General features: G+C 43.7%; 2 protein-coding genes. Both read left to right on the plus strand.

Annotated elements, in window-relative coordinates:
- Positions 1–57 precede the first annotated feature (57 nt).
- The gene (locus tag ACYCSE_RS13950) at positions 58–15,807 is read left to right on the plus strand and encodes an amino acid adenylation domain-containing protein (protein WP_459698438.1); all 15,750 of its coding nucleotides are present in this window, start codon (positions 58–60) and stop codon (positions 15,805–15,807) included.
- Positions 15,808–15,823: 16 nt separating this feature from the next.
- Positions 15,824–23,590, plus strand: coding sequence for an amino acid adenylation domain-containing protein (locus ACYCSE_RS13955; RefSeq protein WP_459698439.1), 7,767 nt, complete (start codon positions 15,824–15,826; stop codon positions 23,588–23,590).
- The last annotated feature ends 1 nt before the right edge of the window (position 23,591 follow it).

Raw genomic sequence — 23,591 nt, forward strand, 5'->3', positions numbered from 1 at the left:
AAATTGTAAATTTATTGCTGGAAGCTAATAAATCTTACGATATACGGGGGGAATAGCATGTATACAAATAGGTTTAAAACACTGGTTGATGTTATTACAGAACGGGGAAAGTGTGACAATAAATTTATTACCTTTATTGAGTCGGATCAAAACGAAACTACGCTTACTTATAAAGATTTATATTGGGAAGCTCTAGCATTTTTAAAGAATCTTCAGGATGCAGGGGTTAAACAGGGACAAGAAATTGTATTTCAAATAGAAAGTAATCGGCATTTTGTAAAAGCATTTTGGGCTTGTGTTCTTGGTGGCATGATCCCGGTACCTGTCAGCATAGGTAATAATGATGAGCATAGAATGAAACTTTTTAAAATTTGGGATGTTCTTAACGATCCTTTTTTACTCATCGAGCCCAAAATATTAAAAGACCTTGAGAAATATACTTTGAAAAGCAACCAAGATGACCTATTCGAAAACATCCGCCATCGTCATCAATTACTTCTTCAAGACCATGAACAACCCGAGCAATCCTTTGCAAAGATACACACCCCTCAATTGGAGGATATAGCATTTATTCAGTTTTCCTCCGGTTCCACAGGTGATCCTAAGGGAGTCATCCTTACACATCATAATCTCATTCATAACACAAGTGGAATTATAAATAGGACAGTCGTCACAGAGAAAGATTCGTTCTTGCAGTGGATGCCTCTAACCCATGATATGGGTTTAATTTACAATCATATTACCCCATTAGTTGCCGGAGTGAATCAGTACATTATGCCGACTTCGCTGTTCATTCGTCAGCCGGCACTCTGGATAAAAAAAGCTAGTGAACATGAAGTAAGCATTATTTCATCGCCAAACTTCGGATATAAGTATTTCATGCAATTTTTCAAACCTGAAAAAGTAAATAACTGGAATCTGTCCAAGATCCGTGCCATCATAAATGGTGCTGAACCTATCTCTCCTGAATTGTGTGACACCTTTCTTGACAAATTAGCTCCTTTTGGATTAAAAAAAACGACTATGCGAACATCATATGGTTTAGCAGAAGCATCGGTTGCAGTTGCTATCCCGCCAATCGATACTGAATATATAACCGTTTATGTTGATCGTAAGCACTTAAACATTGGAGAGTCCGTTTTGGAGGTAGACAAGACTTTTCATAATGCTCTGCCATTTGTCGTGGTCGGTGAGTCGTTAGATTATTGTGAAATCAGAATATGCAATGACGAGGATGAGGAAGTGGCGGATCGCGTTATTGGGCACATACAAATCAAAGGTGAAAATGTTACAAAGGGATACTATAACAACGAGGATTCGACATTCAAACTTTTGACGTTAGACGGATGGGTGAGAACTGGCGATCTGGGATTCTTCCGTGAAGGTCAATTAGTCGTCACAGGGAGAGCAAAGGATATTATCTTTGTAAATGGACAGAATGTTTACCCTCATGACATCGAGCGTATCGCTGAGGAAGTAGAAGGAGTCGAACTTAATCGTGTGGCGGCGTGTGGAGTTCGTGTAAATGGGATGGAATCAGAGGAAATTGTGGTATTTGTCGTATCCAAAAAGACGATAGAAAAATTTTCTCCAATTGCAACTCAATTAAAAAAACATTTGTATCGTCATGGAGGATGGACGGTTCACGATATTATACCTATTAAGCAAATGCCCAAAACGACCAGTGGGAAGTTACAGAGGTATAAGCTTGCGGCTCAGTATGAAGCGGGACATTATCAGGAGACTTCAATAATTTTAAAAGGGATCATGGAGCAAGAAAACAAAAATCAAAAATTGCCTACACTTTCGTTTGAGATCGAAAAAGTACTTCACGATATTTGCTGCGAGGTATTACTTAGGGAAGAGGTTGATACGAGAGATAGCTATTTTGATTTAGGAGCCAATTCCCTACAACTGGTTCAGATTACAGACAAAATTGAAAATCAGCTGGGGATTAAGCTTGCAGTTACCGATTTGTTTGATCATCCCTCAATAGCTCACTTGGCAGAATTTTTGGCGAACCCTGCCGATTCTGAACAACAGCATATTCCTACAGATGATACGGATGACAATCATAGCAAGGACGTGGCTATTATTGGGCTTTCTTTGGACTTACCTGGTTCTTCATCTGTTTCACAGTATTGGGATCATATTGTTCAAGGCGATGACTGTATCGGGAACTTAAGCTCTCAACGTAAGCAAGACGCCATTGATTATTTATCAGTTGTGGATCAAAGGAAGAGAGAAGAAGAGTTTATAGAAGGCGGCTTCCTAGAAGAAATTGATAAATTTGACTATGCGTTCTTCAAGCTGAGTCCTGTGGAAGCAAGCTATATGGACCCAAATCAGAGATTATTCCTTCAGACTGCATGGCATGCACTTGAGGATGGGGGCTATGCAGGGGATCGAATTCATGGACAAAAGGTAGGAGTTTACGTCGGCTTCTCAAAAGTGGGCTACGATTATGAGCGGATGCTCTCTAAAGGAGAACCGGACAAATTTCACCAGTATATTGTTGGAAATTTACCGTCAGTGCTGGCAAGTCGGATTTCTTACTTTCTTAATTTAAAAGGTCCAGCAGTAACAGTGGATACGGCGTGCTCCTCTTCACTTGTCGCGATTCATATGGCTTGTAAGGCGTTAGCGACGGGGGATTGCAAGATGGCGATTGCCGGAGGAATCCGAACGATGCTATTACCAGTGAAGCTGGGACTAGATATGGAATCGCCAAATTACAGAGCTCGTACCTTTGATGCAGAAGCGGATGGAACAGGTGTAGGAGAAGGGGTTGCAGCGGTTCTGTTGAAGCCTCTCGATCAAGCTTTGCAAGACGGAGACCGTATTTATGCAGTAATAAAAGGAAGTGCGGTGAATCAGGATGGTACAACGGTAGGAATTACTGCGCCTAGTCCTTCCGCACAGGCAGAAGTGGTGGAGGCGGCTTGGAATGATGCGGCTATTCACCCGGAAACTCTGTCATTTATCGAAGCTCATGGAACGGGAACTAAACTGGGGGACCCTATTGAGATTGCGGGATTGACACAAGCCTTTGAAAAATATACGGACAAAAAACAATTTTGTGCAATCGGTTCTGTCAAACCCAATATTGGTCACTTATTTGAAGCAGCAGGAATATCCAGTCTTATTAAAGCAGTTCTGATGCTGCAAACGAGGAAGAATCCTCCGTTGGTTCATTTTAAGAAACCTAGTTCCCGTATTAATTTTGAATTGTCGCCGTTTTATTTGACGACAGAAGTAGCCGATTTAAGTTCAAATGATGCCCCACTTCGCTGCGGAGTAAGTTCTTTTGGATTCAGTGGGACCAATGCTCATGTTGTTATGGAGGAGTTTATAGAAACGCGAACAGATAATGATTCTGTAAACACGCCAGATGGTGTTCATCTTTTCACGGTTTCCGCAAAAAATGAGACAAGCCTGCATCATTTGGTTGAGGAATATGTGGACTATTTACGCCTAAATCCAGCGGTTTCCTTGGAGCAGGTGTGCTATACCACACATATCGGCAGAGCTCATATGGAGCATAAATTAGCAGTTATTACTTCCAGCCTAGAGGATTTATTACACAAGTTGGAGCGATGGACTTCAGGGAACCAACAAGAGAATGTTCCTGATATGTATATAGGTTCTCATAAACAGAGCGTTGATCATAAACGGGAAAAAGATGATACGGTAGGTCGATTGATTACAGCTATCAGAGCAAGTGCACATACAGATATTCACGCTCTACGTCAATTGGGTGAACTGTACGTCAAAGGTATGGCTATTCCATGGCAAGCGCTTTATGCGGATGATATTAAAATAATCCAGTCGCTGCCTTTGTACCCTTTTGAACAAAATCGTTGCTGGTTTACTCCAAAAGTAGTGCAGATAAGTAACGTAGGCAGGGAGGAGAGACGTATGGAGTCCGCGTATCCAAAAGAGCTGCAAGCTATAGATCAGATCGACTACACAGCGAAGATTTCCAAAGTATTAAAAGATGTAATCAGTAAAGTTTCTGGTTTTACGGTGGAACAACTGGATGAGCAGATGCATTTTCTAGAGATGGGCTTGGATTCCATTATGCTAGTTCAAGTTCAAAAAGAAATTAGAGAACAATTTAATGTGGATGTTCCCATGAACCATTTCTTTGAAAGTGTCACAAACCTGGATCGTCTAACAACGTTTATTTCAGATTTGACATATACCACCCAATCAGTTGCGGCTGCCGATGCTCTAAGTACGGTCGATGATCGGATAGAAGCCAATCCGGAAAATACGGTTGCTGCAAAGTCTTCGTCCGAGTTGGGTGGCCTGGAAAAGTTACTCTCTCAACAAATTGAATTACTGAACAACCAACAGCTGGGACTTACTCAAGTGTTGACCAAACAACTGGAGATGCTTAGTGGCGGCCAAGGAGGAACTATTCAGGCAGCATCGTTAACCACAAACAAAGACACAGTCAGTGCTCAGCCTACATCTCTGCATGTTGTGGCAACTGACGTGCCTATCACTTCTACAATTAAAGTGAATCCAACTACTGAATCCAAACCTTTTGTACCCTATCAACCTCTACTGATCGGTGAGGAAAGTGGATACAGTGCGCGGCAAAATGATTTCTTACAGCGTTTTATTAAACGATATACTCAACGAACCCTCGGGTCCAAGAAATACACACAGGAAAGTCGACTGGTTCATGCTAATAATCGTCATGTGTCTGGGTTCCGATCCTATTGGAAAGAAATCGTATATCCAATCATTTCAGAGAGCGCTTCGGGTTCAAGGATATGGGACGTGGATGGGAATGAGTACATTGATTTAACTATGGGCTTCGGGGTTCATTTACTGGGTCATAACCCAGCTTGGCTAACCGATACTTTACGGAGCAATGTGCACGACCGTACGCCTTCGATCGGCCCTATGTCGAATACAGCAGGCGAGGTTGCTGCCTTGATTAGCGAGCTGACAGGTGTGGAGCGGGTTGCCTTTTACAATTCGGGGTCAGAAGCTGTTATGGTCGCTTTACGTTTGGCTAGAGCGGCTACAGGACGCTCCAAAATAGTGCTGTTTGCTGGTTCTTATCATGGAACATTCGATGGTGTACTGGCCGTGTCCGATCCGAACTCAAGCGGGGGAGAGGCTTTGCCCATGGCACCGGGAATTCCTTCGAGCATGATGGAGGATGTAATTGTACTCCCTTATAATCATCCGGATTCTATAAAAACTATCAGGCATTATGCACATGAACTTGCTGCCGTATTGGTGGAGCCTGTACAGAGTCGCAGACCGGATTTGCAACCAAAGGAGTTCTTGAAGCAAATTCGCGAGATAACAGCAAATTCGGGAACGGCACTTATTTTTGATGAAGTAATTACAGGATTTAGAATTCATCCAGGAGGTGCTCAGGCCTGGTTTGGAATTAAAGCTGATCTAGTTACTTACGGAAAAGTGGCGGGTGGAGGTATGCCTGTTGGCATTGTCGCCGGAAGCTCAGAGTTTATGGACACTGTAGATGGAGGTGTATGGTCGTTCGGAGACGACTCCTATCCGGAAAATACGAATATTAAAACGTTCGTAGGCGGTACTTTCTGCACGCATCCGCTGACCATGCACACGGCTCTAGCGACTTTGAAATATTTGAAGTCTGAAGGGTCGAATCTTCAGGAACAACTGAACCGAAAAACCAACGAATGGGTAGCAGCACTGAATACTTATTTTAAACAAAATAGTGTACCTATCCACATGGTGAACTATGGCTCACTATTCCGGTTTGTTTCGTTTGGCGACATTGAGCTCTTTTTCCATCTGCTGATTGACAAGGGAATTTACATTTGGGAAGGTCGCAATTGCTTTTTATCGACTGCTCATACAGATGGGGACCTTCAACAAATTACACAGGCTGTAAAGGAAAGCGTGGAGGAATTGAGAAAAGGGGGATTCTTACCTGACAATACGCCATCACCGGATGGAAATGGAAACCGAAAAAATAATGTGGTTCCCATCGAATCCTCATCGTTCCCTTTAACAAAGGAGCAGCAGCAAATTTGGTTTGCTACGCAATCCAGAAGTGATTCATCCACTGCGTTCAATGAAATAGCAGCTTTGCGGATGCAGGGTCAACTGCAGCTTGATACTGTAAAACGTTCAGTTCAAGCAATTGTGAACCGGCATGAGTCGCTACGGACGGTTATTGACCTCGATGGCGAAGAACAGCATGTTCTTGACAACGTGAATGTGGTCATATCACTAAGTGATCTCTCAGGATCTCCTCCATCAGAGCATGAAGAAAAGGTCAAGCAATGGTTTGAGGAAGAGGGGAAAAGGGCGTTTGATTTGACGTCCAAAGAACCACTGTTCCGTACTCACATTTTACGTTTACAACCGGAAGAACATATTGTGGTGTTCACATTTCATCATATTGTTGCTGATGGTTGGTCGATGGTAGTGTTTATCCGTGAATGGGAGCAAGCCTACACTTCTTTCTGCAAAGGTGAAAATATAGTCACGTTGCCTGTACCGCCAAAATTCAGAGAATTTCAAGCTTGGCAACAGTTGGAACTAGAACATGCAGGAGTGAGTGAGGCAGTTTCTTACTGGACACGGACATTGGATTCCGTCCCTGTCGCCATGGACATTCCGTCTGAGGACGGTGGTATGAAGAAACCATCGTATAGAGGAAGAAGAATAAATATTCGGGCAGACAGTACGCTGGCGAGAAAGTTGAAAAAGCTTAGCATTAAAGCGGGTAACAGCTTGTTTGTTACACTGCTGACTGCATATAAGGTGTTTCTGCATCGCTTAACTGCAAACACAACGATAGTAGTGGGTATCCCTACCTCTGGACAGTCTAGAATGGAACAAATTAATTTGATCGGAAACTGTGTTAACATGTTGCCGATTGTGAGCCATATTACCAGCAAAGAATCATTATTTAAGTATATGGCACAAGTTAAGCGAGTCATGCAGGAGGTCGAACCGCTTCAAAGCTACTCTTTTGCTGATCTGATTGAGCGTATTGAGAACATACGGATACCTGAGATGAATGTCATCTTCAATATGGATCGACCGATACAGAATTTTCATTTTCATGGACTGGACGTGGAATTGATACCGACGACGATCCTGTACTCCAAATATGACATGTTTCTCAATGTGATGGAGGTCGAGGGAGAGCTTTGGTTTGATTTTGATATTAAAGCCAGCTTGGCCGCACCGGAAACAATGCAGATTTGGGCAGAGTATTTTTTACACATCCTGAATACGATTGCTGATGGGCAGGAACGGGATTTTGTAGATATCTCACTCTTAAATCAGGATGAACTGAAATATGGGGTTAAAAACTACAGTGACTATGTGGAACTCGAATCCAGCGGCATCACGGACAATGATTCACTAAGAGCCATCTATTTACTGGATTCTTATCTGCAACCTGCACCTGTGGGGACGATCGGGGAATTGCATGTAGTACAGGAAAACGAATCTCCTTACGAAAATTCAGGGTATTTACCGACAGGAATCCTGGCTTTGCGAACCGCAAACGGTGAATTGCGATTGTTGGGACCTGTTCAGAAGCGAGCCTATATAAAAGGACATGCCATATATACTGAACAGCTTGAACGATTTATTACCTCTATTCCACAAATTAGCGAGTGCCAAGTTATAGCACAGAGTACAGAGAGCACGGCAGACACACATTTGATTGCTTACATTACGAGTCTTAATGATGGAATAGAGGATATCCTTCGCAAACAATTGCGAAATCATTTGCAAGAACAATGGGTACCTCAACAGATCATTAAGCTTGAACAAATGCCCTTGAATTCGAAGGGATATGTAGACTTGTCGCAACTTTCTACTATGAAACAAGTTGTTAGCAAAGAAGCTGTTGAGGCAGTTAGTACCACGGAGAGAAGAGTAGGGGAAATTTGGGAAACGGTGCTGGGATTAAATCGTGTTAGGTCCGATGACAATTTCTTTGATCTAGGAGGAGATTCGTTAAAGGCGACTCTCTTGCTTGCTAGAGTTCATCAAGAGTTTGGCAAACGAATCCCCTTGAATGTACTTTTTCATTCACAGACAGTTTCGGCTTTGGCCAAAGTGATCGAAGGGGCAAAACAAGGAACAGTCGTCTCTATTAAAAAGCTTGAAGAATGTACGCATTATGCAATATCTGATGCTCAAAGACGTATGTTTGTCTTGCAGGATATGGGGATAGGTACAGCTTACAATATTACGGGCCAGGTGCGTATTGATGGGGATCTAGACATCCCCCGTCTTCAGAAGGCTTGCCTGGATTTGATTCGGCGTCATGAATCATTTCGTACTTCTTTTAATATCGTGGATGGCGAAATTGTACAAGTGATTCATGAAGAGTCGGCTTTTGAAATCAAAGTCACAGAAATACTGGAGAAAGATGCAAACGAGATGAGCCGCTTGTTTGTCCGTCCGTTTGATTTGCGCCAATGGCCACTCTTCCGAGCAGAATTGTTTCGCTTTGCAGCTAATAAACATATGTTGGTTATGGATATGCATCACAGTATTGCAGATGGGCTTTCGTTATCCATTTTCCTCAATGAACTCGTGCAACTGTATCGGAGTGAAATATTAGCTCCAATACAAATCCAATATAAAGATTTTGTCGTCTGGCAAAAGGAACAATATACTAGCAACCGTTTGTTTGAACAGGAACACTATTGGAAAAATGTTTTGAACGGAGAATTACCTATACTGGCAATGCCTACGGACTTCCCTAGACCATTACATCAAAGCTACGAAGGGGCTGTGTTGTCGTATAGCATCACTCCGACAATGACAGAAGAATTAAAAAAACTTGCCAAAAATACGGGGACTACGGCTTTTATGATCCTGCTTGCGGCTTATAATATACTGCTCGCGAAGTATACGGGTCAGGAAGATATTATTGTAGGAACGGCGGTGGCAGGGCGTCAGCATCCGGACACGGAAACAATGATCGGAATGTTTGTCAACACGTTAGCTTTGCGGAATCGTCCGTCTCCTCAGCGGAGTTTTCATTCGTTTTTGCAAGAGGTCAAGGAAACGACTCTGCGAGCTATGGATTATCAGGACTATCCTTTTGAGGCATTGATTGAGAGACTGGATATCCGTCGTGACCAAGGACGAAACCCTTTGTTTGATACGATGTTTGTCATGCAGAATTTTGAGATGAGTTCTCTTGAAGCGAATGGAGTAAAATTTCATCCGAGTGAATTCAATCCAGGGATTTCCCAATTCGATTTGGTGTTAAGCGCTGACGAATGGCAGGAGGGCCTAGCCTTACGTTTCAACTATTGTACCCAATTGTTCCGATCAGAAACGATTGACCGCCTTGCTAGCCTTTATATACAAATATTACGTTCTATTTTAGAACAACCTTGGAGCGAGATTGCGAAGTTGGAGTGGTTACCTGAGGAAGAGAAGTTGAAGCTAATACATGGCTTTAATACCTTCGATCTGCCCACTTCATCTGTGATGGAGAAAACAGGGACGCTGCACTTGCAATTCGAAGAGCAAGCCCTCAAAAATCCTGATCATATGGCTGTTATTCATCAGGGACATGGAATTACTTATAAAGAGCTGAACGAGAAGTCAAATCAGCTGGCGAGGGCATTAATGAAGCGGGGAGTAGGGGCAGAAACTGTAGTCGGCTTAATGGCGGGCCGTTCATTAGATTTGGCCGTTGGTATGTTGGCTATTTTAAAAGCCGGTGGCGCCTATCTTCCAATCGACAGTTCTTATCCAGAAGAACGAATTCACTTTATGCTTGAGGATAGCGGGGCTGCTCTCCTGTTGTTGAATGACTCATCTAATTACAATGCTACTACTTATGAAGGTTTAGTCCTAAATATGGACGATGATGAGTGGTATAAAACAGAATGCAAGTTGTCTTCAAAGTGGGAATCGGATTCAAGTCATTTGGCATATGTGATCTATACATCGGGCTCAACCGGTACTCCTAAAGGAGTTTGTATTGAGCATCGAGCGATATTAAATACGTTATCTTGGAGAATAAATGAATATGCACTAGAAGCAGCAGACCGTATCCTGCCAATGCTGTCTAGCTCATTTGATGCTTTTGTGGGTGCCTTTTTTACTCCGCTGCTGTCTGGAAGTACGGTAGTGCTGCCTACGAATGAGGAACTGAGTGAATTATCGGCTCTGAAGACCTTAATTTTATCAAATCATATTACACATCTCGTGTGTACTCCTTCCATGTACATGTCTATTATAGAGGGTCTGACTCCAGATGAAGCCAAGTCTCTCAAGGTTGTAACGTTAGGCGGTGAGAAAGCAACGAAACGGTTGATAGAAGCCAGCCAAGCCAAACATCCTGGCATTCAATTGTTCAATGAGTATGGTCCAACAGAAAATAGTGTAGTTACAACGATGTTACGAGATATTGGGCCTGAAGAAGTGGGGTGTATTGGAAAGCCGATTCCTAATACGGGCGTTCTCATTCTGGATCAATACTTGCAGTTGCGGCCCATAGGACTTCCAGGAGAATTATGCGTTTGGGGTAAAGGAATTGCGCGAGAATATCGTAATCGTCCTGAGCTTACGGCGCAGAAATTTATCCCACACCCTTATTTGGACAATATGAAGCTCTACAGAACAGGAGATTTAGCGAGATGGTTACCTGACGGAACGCTAGAGTATCTTGGCCGCGCAGATCAACAAGTTAAAATCAGGGGCTACCGGATTGAGCCAGGTGAAATTGAAAGCACATTGTTGGCTCATAGAGCGGTAAAAGAGGCAGCAGTAGTGATTAAAGGAACAGATGACAATCCGTATTTATGCGCTTATGCCGTTTTGCGGGAATCGGTTACAGTAGATGTTTTGAAAGACTATCTGTCGTCAAGCCTGCCTCATTATATGGTACCAGCCCATGTATTCTTGTTGGATGCGATGCCGCTGACAGCAAACGGCAAAGTTAGTAAAAGTGCATTACCTGAACCAGGGGAGCATTCTAGCGAAGAATTACAGCACGTTGGGCCCAATAATGAAACGGAGCAGCTATTGATCGAAATGTGGCAGGATCTGCTGGAGATTTCTCCGATTGGTATACACGATCATTTTTTTGAAATAGGTGGGCACTCGATGAAAGCGACCCTGTTGACTGCGAAAATCAACGAGGTCTTTCATATCGAAATTTCAACTCAAGATATATTTGGGGCACCAACAATCGAAGCGCTCTCCAAGAAGATTCTTGCTGCCAAACCCACAGATTACCAACGAATTGAGGCAGTGACTGAGGGAGCTTATTATGAGGTTTCTCCAGCACAATCCAGATTGTTGGCCGTGCTACCGCTAGATGAGACGGGTGTGGCTTACAACATGTCGGCAGCATTGATGATCGAAGGTCATGTAGATCGAAGAAGAGTGGAGCGTACCTTTGAACAATTATTAGCCCGGCATGAAGCATTTCGGACCTCGTTCGGATACGTGGATGATAGAGCGGTGCAATTTGTACAACCAGAGGTAAGCTTTGAACTTGGCTTTGCCCGGGCTGCTGGTGATATTACGACAAAGGGCATAGATACATTGATCCATAATTTCATCCGTCCTTTTGATGTTGGTAAAGCCCCACTATTTCGGGCGGAGCTTCTTCAAATGGATCGTGATAAGTTTATGCTTCTTATTGATATGCACCATTTGATAGCTGATGGTACTTCTATCGACACTATTATTAACGAATGGAACAAGCTGTACAAGGGAGAAGAACTTCCCGCTTTACCGCTTCAATACAAAGATTACTCTGCTTGGCTCAGATCGAATACAGAAATTCATGCAAAGCAAGAACAGTATTGGCTTGATCAATATAAAGGAGAACTTCCCGTTCTAGATCTGCCTACAGACTATCAGCGGCCACAATTGCAGAGTTTTGTTGGAGATATGGTGAAAGTCGAGCTGTCCGAAAAGCTTATAGAACAGTTGAATCTCACGTGTATTCAAACAGATAGCACACTCTTTATGCTTCTATTTGCTGCCTATAATGTGCTGCTGGGGAAATATGCGGGACAGGAAGATATCGTAATCGGCATTCCAACATCTGGACGGACGCATGCAGATACCAATGGGATCGTAGGGTTATTCGTCAATACCCTGGCTATTCGAAACCATCCGGTTAGTCATAAGAGCTTCAAAACCTTTTTGAACGAAGTAAAAGAAAACACGCTGCAAGCTCTGCAAAATCAATCGTATTCATTTGCCGAACTGGTCGATAAGCTGTCCATCAAGAGGGACCTGAGTCGAAATCCGTTGTTTGACACGATGTTCTCCTTTATGAATACGGATGCACAGCAGTGGCAAGCCGATAACCTTAATTTTGAGCTATATCCGTTTAAAACGGGGATTTCCAAATTCGATCTTGTACTGAATGCCGAACAAAAGGCTGGGAGAGTTCATCTGGAATTTGAGTACAGTACAAAACTGTATAAAAAAGAAACAATTGAGCTTCTCGTCGAGCATTACCTGAATGTATTGGAGGAAGTAGTCCAAAACGCTGATATGGCATTGACTGATATTAATCTTCTAAGCGCAACAGAAGCGGCTGCTATGGAGGAACGGTATAACAGCACTCATACAGCTTATCCACAGCCAAGACCCATACATCATTATATTGAGGAGCAGGCTGATAGAAGACCGGATGCTAAAGCTGTTATCTATCAAGATCAGGTGCTGACCTACAAGGAGTTAAATGATCAGGCGAACGCGATAGCAAGCAATTTGTTGGCTAAAGGAATTGGACTAGGAAGTTATGTGCCTATACTCATGGAACGGAGCCTGGAACTGGTAGTATCCATACTGGCTGTTATGAAAACAGGTGCTGCTTTTTCGCCTCTTGATACAGAGTGGCCTATTGACCGCTTACAGAGCGCCCTGCAGGATTTGGGAAGTTCTACCTTATTGGTCAATTCAAGTACACCTATCAGTTCAGAAATAAATGCTGAAGAGTATCTAGTTATAGACTGCTCTGTAGTCGAAAAGAGGAGTAACGCTATCAGTAACCCGGCAGTAGATGTAGATATGGAATCACCAATCTATGTAATCTTCACTTCGGGTTCAACCGGCAAACCCAAAGGAGTTATTGCTGCCCATAAAGGAATCACCAATCGTTTTCTATGGATGAACGACTATTTTGGAACATCGGCTGCACAAAGTGTTCTCCAGACGACTCATCATGTATACGACAGCGCGGTATGGCAATTGTTTTGGCCATTAATGAACGGCGGAACGACCGTGTTGCCGGAAACAGGCATGACGGTGGATGCTACGTACATGACGAATATCATTGAACAGGAGCGTATTTCTTTTACAGACTTCGTTCCATCCGTATTTAATGCTATTGTCAACCAGTTGGACCCAAATTCACCTCGAACCAAGCAATTGGATTCTCTTCAACAAGTTATTCTTGGTGGTGAAGAAATTACGCCATCGACGGTTCATACGTTTTTAACCATTTTTCCTCATGTTCAAATCACGAACCTGTATGGTCCAACGGAGGCAAGTATAGGCTGTGTTGCTTATCAAGTGACAGGAGATGAAGACAGAATTCCTATCGGAAAGCCAATTGCCAATACCAAGATTTATATATTGGACCCTGGACTAAAAAGGGTTCCCGTAGGAATCACAGGAGAAATGTATATTGCAGGTACACCGCTTGGGATTGGATATTTGAATGATCCGACTAAAACGAAGGCCAGCTTTATAGATAATCCTTATTCAATGCCTGGCTATGAAAAGCTCTATAAAACGGGGGATTTAGCTAAATACTTGCCTGACGGTAACATTGCTTTCCTGGGTAGATCCGATTTTCAGGTCAAAATTCGCGGCTACAGGATTGAGCTTAGTGAAATTGAATATCATCTTTTAGGCATAGCTGATATTCAGGAAACTGTCGTAATGGTCAAAGAGAATAAGGGAAGTTCTTATTTATGCGCGTATGTGGTATCAGCTAATCCATTAGATACGGATCATATCAAAATGCAGTTGGCTAAGGAGCTTCCTGATTACATGATACCTTCGGTGTATGTTCCGCTTGACGTGATCCCCATTACACCTGGCGGAAAGATTAACCGTAAAGCATTACCTGAACCTGACTGGAGTGGTGCCTTAGAAGTGGAGTATGTGGAACCAACAGGTGAGACTGAAGTATTGCTGGCCCAAATATGGGAGGAAGTGCTTGCCGTAACAGGCGTGAGTGCAACTCACAACTTCTTTGATTTGGGAGGAGACTCTATTAAGGGTCTGCAAATCGTCTCGCGTTTGAACACACATGGCTACAAGCTAAGCATTAAAGAATTATTTTTGTACCCTCAGATTAGACAATTGAGCCCATTCGTTAAGGTGATCCGTCGGAAAATTAGTCAGGAAGCTATTGAGGGAGAGCTGCCTTTAACGCCAATACAGCAGCGATTCTTCCACCTACAGAAGATAAGTCCTCAGCATTTTAATCAGTCCGTCATGCTATTTTCCGAAGACGGTTTTGATGAGCAAGGGATTGTGGCTGCATTTGACTGCATCATTAAACAGCATGATGCCTTAAGAATGACATTCTGTCAGAGAGAAGATCGCGTCGTTCAATACAATGAAGGGCTAAATAATCAACCACTATCCTTGACGATAAAATCACTGCCTGAAGGTCTACCAGCAGAAGCATGGATTGAGCAAGAAGCAACGGCTATTCAAAGTAGCTTCGATCTCACAATCGGCCCTTTAATGAAGCTGGGATTATTCCGGACTGCTGAGGGAGATCACCTGCTCATTGCAGTTCATCACCTGGTAGTTGACGGGGTTTCGTGGAGAATTATTTTACAAGATTTTACGTCCCTTTATCAGCAATATCAGCAGGGGGCAGCACTACTCTTGCCAGACAAAACAGATTCGTACCGCTCTTGGGCACAAGAAATAAGCCAATATGCAACAAGCGAGGAGCTGGCACAAGAACTGGAATACTGGACACAGCTGGAGCAAACCGAGTCTGGAACGTTACCTAAAGATAGCTCCTATGAAACCAATATGTTGCGTGATAGCGAAAATGTAAGTGTCTCACTTGATAATGAGAACACTAGTAAATTATTAAGACAGGTGCACCAGGCCTACAATACTGAAATTAATGACATTTTGCTCACTGCTCTTGGATTAAGTATCAAAGAATGGACTCAGCAGTCTCGTGTGTTGATCTATCTTGAAGGGCATGGGCGAGAAGAAGTGTTTCAGGAAATGAACATTTCCAGAACCGTTGGTTGGTTCACAACAATGTATCCATTTTTACTGGATGTGGACAATGCGCATGATCTTTCATATCAGATTAAGAACATCAAAGATAGCCTTAGAAGGATACCGAACAAGGGCTTTGGGTATGGGGTATTAAACTATGCTCAAGTGAATGAGTCTGGTGTGACTGCCTTTCAAGTCGCTCCTGAAATTGCCTTTAATTATATGGGGCGTTTTGATACGGAACTAGATACAGATGTATTTACACTTTCTAAATTTTCTTCAGGAGAAGAGGCTAGTCCCTTTACGGAAAGATCCGTAGCGTTAGATATCAACTGCATTATTAATGAGAGTGAACAGTTAATTATTACATGCAACTATAACAAGCAAGAATACCAGCAACAAACCATTGAACAACTATTATATTTATTCCAAAAACATTTGACGAATCTAATCGACCATTGCTGCAGCAAACAAGTAACGGAACAAAGTCCAACTGATTTTCTCTATGACAAGTTGTCAATCGATGAGTTTCAGAACCTGTCCCAACTTTTAAGTAACAAACTAAACTTGTAGCAAAGTGGTGAGCCGTATGAGAAACGCACTCATTCAAAACATTTATCCATTGACACCCATGCAGGAGGGGCTTCTATATCACTCCATTTTAGACGAGCACTCAGAAGCATATTTTGATCAGACGGTCATTACCTTAAAGGAACGGTTGAATGCAGAGACGCTGAAGGAAAGCTTCCAAACCCTAATTGACCGTTATGATGTATTACGGACTGTGTTTGTTTTTAAAGAAACAGACCAACCGTTACAAGTCGTGCTGGCTAATAAAGAGGCAACGATTGATTATAGAGACATTACAGAATTAAATGAAGCAGAACAACGTTTATATGTTGATAATTTTACGATTAATGATCGAAAAATGCGTTTTGATCTGGAAAAGGATCTCCTTATTCGGATAAGTGTTCTTGCATTAAGTGATACAAGCTGCAAAATGGTTCTAAGCTTTCATCACATCATTATGGATGGCTGGTGTATTGGTACAATTGCGAAGGATCTGTTCCAAATTTACAGAGCTTATTCTCTCGGGAAGAAGCCAAAATTGGACGCAGTATTTCCATATAGCCGGTATATCAGTTGGTTAGGGCAGCAAAATAAGAAGACAGCTCTTGCTTATTGGGAACAACAATTATCAGGTGTGGAAGAGCAAAGTGGCTTACCTCTTAGCAGCAAGTCAACTGAGGATGGAAGCTACAAGCTGAACAACCATATTTTCACCTTGGACGAGCAGTTAACCCGTGGTTTGGAAATGATAGCACAACAAAATCAGGTAACCTTAAGTTCTGTATTTCATGGGATATGGGGTCTGTTGCTGCAAAGATACAATAACACCAAAGATGTGGTATTTGGTTCCGTTGTTTCCGGCCGTCCAGCTGAGCTGGAAGGGTCGGAGAAAATGGTTGGATTATTTATTAATACGATTCCTGTACGTATTTGTCATAAAGAAGCACAAACATTTTCCCAGATAATCAAGCAATTTCAGCAGAATATGATGGAATCGGGGAAGTACCATTTTCTATCCTTGGCTGATATTCAGATGCTAACCCCACTGGGTAAGAGCTTGATCCACCATATCATAGCGTTCGAGAACTATCCAATTACTGAAGAGCTTGCTGGTGGTGAAGGAGAACAGCTTGTTTCAATTGTGGAAACCGAGGGCTTTGAGCAAACGAATTATGATTTTAATATTGGAGTCATTCCTGGTAAAGAATTGAAGGTTAAGTTTGGCTATAACAGTATTGCTTATCAAGCTTCAGATATTGAAAGAATTGAACTGCACCTAAAACAAATAGCTGAACAGGTAGTTTCTAATCCGCACATGAATGTGGATGATATTGATTTGCTTTCTGGCGAGGAAAAATACAGAATCCTGCGAGATTTTAATGATACAGATGCCTTATATCCTCAAAGTCAAACGATTCAACAGCTATTCGAAGAGCAGGTGGCGCTGACGCCGAATCGTTTGGCAGCAGCATTCGCTGATGAGCGGTTAACTTATCTGGAATTGAACGAACGGGCTAACCGCTTGGCTCGCGTCTTGAGGATGAAAGGGGTGCATACCGGCCAGATTGTTGGGATTGCAGCCTATCGCTCACCGGAGATGCTAGTCGGGATCATGGCTATTCTTAAGGCAGGAGGGGCTTACTTGCCAATCAATCCAGAGGATCCTCTGGAACGAATTCAATATATAGCGGGTAACAGCGGAGCTTCCATCCTGCTGGTGCAGCAGGAAATCCAATCTACATTGAAGGATCTTTCACAGAATATCAGCGTGCTTGCGATCGGAGCAGACTGGGCAACTGAAAAAACTAATCTTGAACCTTACAGTGGGCCGGAGGATGTAGCTTACGTAATTTATACTTCCGGTTCTACAGGTAAGCCTAAAGGAGTTATGATTCGTCACACCTCTATAGTGAATCGACTTCATTGGATGCAAAAAAAGTATCCGATTGGTGTGGACGATATCATTTTACAGAAAACACCTTACACTTTTGATGTTTCTGTATGGGAACTATTTTGGTGGGCTATAGCCGGAGCTTCAGTCTACTTTCTTCCACCTGATGGGGAGAAGGATCCCAAGCTACTGGTGGACACGGTGGCAGAACAGAAAATTACAACCCTTCATTTTGTGCCTTCCATGTTGTCTGTTTTTTTGGAGTATGTTGAGCAGCACCAAGCAGAGGGGAAACTCAGCAGTATTAAACGAGTTTTCGCTAGCGGGGAGGCACTAACAGTAAAGCAAGCCAGACGGTTTAATACTCTGCTTCGAAAGCCGAATGGCACAACTCTGCATAATTTATACGGACCAACGGAGGCAACAGTGGATGCAACATGGTTTGATTGCCCGGATGGAGATGATTTGCAGAGTATTCCAATTGGTAAGCCTATTGACAATACCCGGTTGTACATTTTGGATCAGGAGAGGAGACTGCTTCCTGTTGGTATTCCGGGGGAACTTCATATTGCTGGCACAGGAGTAGCCCTAGGCTACATTAATCAACCCGATCTAACGGACGAAAGATTCACGGATAGTCCATTCGTTTTCGGAGAGCGCATGTATAAGACAGGGGACTTGGCAAAGTGGCTCCCCGACGGCAATGTGGAGTATCTCGGAAGAACAGACCACCAGGTGAAAATCCGTGGATATCGTATTGAGACTGGAGAAATCGAAAAGGTCCTGCTCTCTCATCATGACATCAGAGAAGCCGTTGTTCTATCTAGAAAAGACCAAGAAGACGAAACGTATTTATGCGCTTATATTGTTTCGGACCGTGAACTCTTAACACAGGAAATACGATCCTATTTGAAAGCGTCTCTGCCCTTGTATATGGTACCTGCTCATCTGATACAGATTGCTACGATACCTCTTACGCCTAATGGAAAGGTGAACGGAGGAGCGCTTCCTGAGCCCCATCATGTGATTCGGGAGCAGGGGGTTGTAGCTCCTCGAACAGATACAGAAACTCGTCTAGTACGTTTGTGGGAGGATATTCTGCATGTGAGCCCCATAGGTGTACACAGCCATTTTTTTGAACTGGGTGGACATTCGCTGAAGGCTACAATACTGATCGGGAAAATTATTCGAGAATTCCAGGTCGAGTTGCCTATGCGTGAAATATTTGAGTACCCAACTGTGGAAAGCATGAGCAAACTCATTGAATGTACAATCGGGAGAGGGGCAGGTACATTTACCGAAATTGCTCTACTTTCTGATCAAACTTATTATCCAGTTTCCTCCTCGCAAAGACGTCAGATGATATTGCATCAACTTGAAGGAGCGGAACTGGTTTACAATATGCCTTCTGTCATGCTCGTTCAAGGCCATCTGGATCAGGAACGGTTGAAAATGGCTTTCAACACTCTGATTCACAGGCATGAAGCATTGCGCACTTCTTTTTCATGGATCAACGGAGAGCCGGTTCAAAGCGTACATGACGAAGTAGAATTTGAGTTGAAAATTCATAGTCTGACCAACAAAGAGGATTCAGAGGAACAGCAAATAGAAACGGTGCTAAGTGAATTCGTTCAACCGTTTGACCTGAGCCGTGCCCCTTTATTAAGAGGCGAGCTGATCCCGTTGGCAGAGAACAAAAATATGCTGCTGGTTGATTTACACCATATTATTTCGGACGGCGTTTCTATGTCTATTATTATGGATGAATTTGTAAAATCATATGATGGACGGGCGCTTCCGCCTCTATCCGTTCAGTACAAAGATTATGCTAACTGGCATAATGAGCAAATAAATCATGGATTTATTAAAGAGCAGGAATCCTACTGGCTGGATCTCTTTAAACATGAGCCGCCTGTACTGGAGCTACCAACGGATTTCCCAAGACCGTCTATTCAAAGCTATGAAGGTAACACGGTATCCCGAATCCTGGGCGATGATATAACAGAGCCACTTCACAAACTTGCAGCTGAAACTCAAAGTACATTGTTCATGATTTTACTGGCTGTATATAACGTTGTTTTGTCCAAGCATGCACGACAAGACGACATTGTCATCGGTACACCGGTTGCTGGGAGAAGACATCCAGATACAGAAAAGATCGTCGGCATGTTTGTTAATACGTTGGCACTACGTACTAGCCCTTCAGCGGAGAAGAGTCTTTCAGCTTTTCTGGACGAAGTTAAGGAAACGGTTTTATCTGCTTTTGAGCATCAGGAATATCCCTTTGAGCAATTGGTCGAAAAGCTTGCGCTGCGGAGAGATGTGAGCCGAAGCCCGATCTTCGACACCATGTTTGTCATGCAAAATACAAAAGGACAGCCACTACAATCTAGTGGATTGGAATTCAAACCATTTCCGTTCAATCCAGGTGTTTCCCGATTTGATTTAACCTTGAGTGCGGAAGAAACAGGTAGCTACCTTCATTTGAATTTGGAGTATAACAGTGCTTTGTTCCAAAAGGACACTGTCGAACGCTTCTTGGATCATATGGTGGTGGTGCTAAGGTCGTTTGTAGCTAATAGCACACAAACCATAGGTGATACCGATTTGTTAACAGTGGTAGAAAAAGAATTGATTTTGAAGAAATTCAACGGGACGGCTGCGCCTTATCCAAGGGAGAAGACGATTCATCAATTGTTTGAGGAGCAGGTGGAGCGAACACCGGAACATCCGGCAGCCCTATACAAAGATCGGCAATTGACGTACCGGGAGCTGAATGCCCAAGCGAATCGGGTGGCTCACGTCCTACGGAAGAAAGGGATCGGGCCCGACCAGATGGTGGGCATCGCAGTTCATCGATCGCTGGAGATGATCGTCGGCCTGCTGGGGATTTTGAAGGCAGGCGGGGCGTATCTGCCGCTACATCCAGAGGACCCGGAAGAACGGCTGGGATTCATGCTGGAGGATAGCGGGGCATCTATCCTGCTGACCCAGCGGAATCAGTTGGACCGCCTTCATCCGCACGGAGCCAATCGCGAGCTGATTGCTATCGAAGATCTGCTGATGGAGGGGATGGAGCTTACAGGAGAAGAGTGCGAGAAGAACCCGGAACCCGTTAACCGCTCAACCGATTTGGTGTACGTGATTTATACGTCAGGCTCCACCGGCAAGCCGAAGGGGGTCATGATTGAGCACGCATCGCTGATCAACCGTCTGCACTGGATGGAAAAACGAATTCCGTTTGGAGCGGAGGATGTGATCCTGCAAAAAACGCCTTACACCTTTGACGTATCGTTGTGGGAGCTGTTTTCGTGGGCGATTCAGGGAGCGACGGTATGCTTTCTGGAGCCGGGAGGCGAGAAAGACCCGGCAACGATAGCCGAAACGGTGAAGGCCAACGGGGTAACAGCGATTCATTTTGTGCCATCCATGCTGGGAGCATTTCTGGAGTATATCGAGCATAGCGGAGCCGCTAGGAAAATGCGCAGTGTCCGGCGAGTATTTGCCAGCGGGGAAGCGCTGATAACTGAACATGTCCGCCGATTTAACCGTTTGCTGGGAGCCGAAGGAGCCACGTTGCATAACCTGTATGGACCGACAGAGGCAACGGTAGAGGTGGCGTATTACGACTGTCCTGCCGAGCAGGAACCGGAGAGCATTCCGATCGGGAAGCCGATTGATAACGTGAAATTGTATATTTTGGACCATAAAGACCGATTGCAGCCGATAGGCGTACCGGGCGAGCTACATATTGGAGGGGACTGCGTAGCCCGAGGATATGTAAATCGGAAAGAACTGACGGAGGAGAAGTTCGTAGCGGATCCCTATGCGGCAGGGGGACGGATGTACCGGACGGGAGACTTGGCGAGATGGCTACCGGATGGAAACATTGAATATATGGGTCGGATCGACCATCAGGTGAAAATTCGGGGCTACCGGATCGAACTGGGTGAGATTGAAGCGGCAATACTGGCCTACGAAGGGGTCCAGACGGCCGTAGTGCTTGCTCGTGATGACCGTTCTGGGGGAAGTTATTTATGCGCCTATGTTGAACATGCCCAGGAATTCAATGTACAAGCATTAAAGGCTCGTATTAAAGAAGTCCTTCCCGAGTATATGGTGCCTGCTTATATCGTATCTATGGAAGCTATGCCTTATCTATCGAGCGGCAAGATCGACAGAAAAGCATTGCCTAAGCCTGATCACAGTCTGTCGATTGAGGTAGATTATATTCCTCCTTCCAATAAGGTTGAAACGTTGATGGTGGAAATCTGGCAAGAGGTTCTTGGCTATGCTCCTATCGGAACGAATCATAACTTTTTTGAATTGGGCGGGGATTCGATTAAAGCTATTCAAATTTCCACACGTCTAAGCAAGCACGGATATCGCATGGAAATTAAGGACCTTTTCCGTCATCAAACGATAGGTAGCCTGACTCCAGATCTAAGAGCAGTCAGTGTTCAAGCCGAGCAAGGGATTATTGAAGGAGAGGCTGAGCTATCCCCTATCCAACGATGGTTTTTTGAGCAAAAGTTCACGGAATCCAACTATTGGAACCAGGCCGTTATGTTGTATAGCCAAAATGGGTGGAAGGAAGAACTGGTCGATCAGGTGTTGTGTAAGCTGACTGAGCATCATGATGCCTTACGAATGACATATACAGCGAATCAGGACAAAATTATTCCCATCATTCATGGTACGAATCGAAAGGCATATGCTCTTACTGCTCTGGATGTAAGCCATGAGTCATCCATTGAAGAAGCAATCCAGACCCTCAGCGAAGCGATTCAGCGGCGCATGAATTTAGAAAACGGTCCGCTTGTGCAAGCGGGGTTGTTTCACACCGCTCAAGGTGATCACTTACTACTCGCGATTCATCATTTGGTGGTAGATGGAGTTTCTTGGAGAATTCTATTGGAAGATTTGGAGCAGGGGTATATGCAGGCACTTAATAATGAAGAAATCCTCTTTCAGGCGAAGACCCATTCGTGGAAGGATTGGACCCATCGCCTTGGTGATGATGCAAAGGGTGGGCGTCCAGCTCGTTACAAACGTTATTGGGAGAATGTAATCCGTCATGCCAGTAAACCGCTTCATAAAGACTATCCGGCCGCTGACAGAAGAGGGAAAGACCTGGAAATCTGCAACGTAAGGCTTTCCAAGCAACAAACAGATCGTCTACAGAAGGATGTACACAAGGCTTATAGTACGAATGTAAACGATCTACTGTTGACAGCCTTTGGACTGGCATTGAGAGACTGGACTGATGATGACGAATTTACCATTTTGTTGGAAGGGCACGGACGGGAACAGATTTTTGATGATATAGATATAACCAGAACGGTCGGCTGGTTTACTACGATGTATCCTATTCATCTGGATATGAAGCATAATACTGATTTAGCTTACCAAATTAAGCTGACCAAGGAAGCGTTGCGACGTGTTCCTAATAAGGGCATTGACTTCGGAATTCTGGAATATATGACCCTACACGATTTGAAAAGTACTAATCAGGGAAATTTTGCACCTGAAATTCGCTTTAATTATCACGGCCAGATTGATTCAGGCTCCGTTGCGCCTTTATTTGTCGAATCAAAGTATTCTGCGGGTCGAACAGTAAGTGAGGAGACCGAGACACCATTTGTGCTTGATATTAATGGAAGTATCGAACAGGGGATATTAACCCTCGGGATTGAGTATAGCAGTCGTGAATATGCTGAATCGAGTATTCAAAAATTGGGAAATTTCTTGCAAAGTCGTTTGCTAGAAATTATTGAGCATTGCTCTGAAAAGAAGGAGAAGGAATGGACTCCCGCAGATGTGAGCGATGAGAATCTTTCAATTAACGATTTGGATGAGATTATGGCCTACTATAAAAATAATACATCTTCCTAGG

This window comes from Paenibacillus sp. SEL1, from assembly GCF_054602535.1.

Coding starts and splice junctions, on each gene's coding strand:
- ACYCSE_RS13950 (WP_459698438.1), top strand. CDS start 58: ATGTATACAAATAGGTTTAAAACACTGGTTGATGTTATTACAGAACGG.
- ACYCSE_RS13955 (WP_459698439.1), top strand. CDS start 15,824: ATGAGAAACGCACTCATTCAAAACATTTATCCATTGACACCCATGCAG.